General features: G+C 61.2%; 1 protein-coding gene. It reads left to right on the top strand.

All coding sequences use genetic code 11. The features are described from left to right. Nucleotides 1-52: 52 nt before the first annotated feature. The coding region (locus tag AC3WPZ_RS27980; protein ID WP_492442628.1) for an IS5 family transposase at nucleotides 53-956 on the top strand (904 nt) is incomplete at its 3' end.

Here is a 956-nt window from a genome sequence, read left to right as displayed (position 1 = left end):
GGAAGGTCTGCACAACCTCCGCTGTGCCTGCGTGATGTGAGACATTGACGACATGAAACAAATGAGCCTTGGCGAGAGTGGATACGAGCGCAAGACGAAGAGGACGCGCAAGCGCGAGTTCCTCGATGAGATGAACCTGGTGGTGCCGTGGGGTGAGCTGGTGTCGTTGATTGCCCCGCATGCACCTGCCGCTGGAGTCAAAGGCGGCCGCCCGCCGTTTGCGGTGGAGACGATGCTGCGCATTCACTTCCTGCAGCAGTGGTTCAACCTGTCGGACCCGTCGATGGAAGAGGCGCTGTACGACACGCCGATGTTTCGCGAATTCACCGGGTTGGACATGGGCGAAGACAACCTGCCTGACGAGAGCACCATTCTTCGCTTCCGGCATCTGCTGGAGAGGAACAACCTGAGCCTGCAGATGCTGGCCACGGTCAACGCCACGCTTACGGCCAAGGGTCTGCTGCTCAAGCAGGGCACGGTGGTCGATGCCACGCTGATAGCCGCGCCCAGTTCGACCAAGAACAGCAGCGGCGAGCGCGACCCCGAGATGCACCAGACGAAGAAGGGCAATCAGTGGCACTTCGGGATGAAGGCGCACATCGGTGTTGATGCAGATTCGGGTCTGGTGCACAGCGTTGTGGGCACGGCAGCCAACGTCAACGACGTGACGCAGGCCAGTGCGCTGGTGCATGGCGAGGAAACAGATGTGTTCGCTGACGCGGGATACCAGGGTGTTGCCAAGCGCGAAGAGACACAGGGCATCAAGGCGAACTGGCACGTGGCGCTGCGCCCGGGCAAACGCAAGGCCCTGGACACGAGCACACCGTTGGGCGCGGTCGTGGACAAACTCGAACACGTGAAGGCCAGCATCCGGGCGAAGGTCGAGCATCCGTTCCGGGTCATCAAGCGCCAGTTCGGCCATGTGAAAGTGCGTTATCGAGGGCTTGCCAAGAACA

This window comes from Hydrogenophaga sp. FW305-3-2-15-A-LB1, from assembly GCF_058787875.1.
This window is presented reverse-complemented; position numbering and strand designations above follow the sequence as displayed.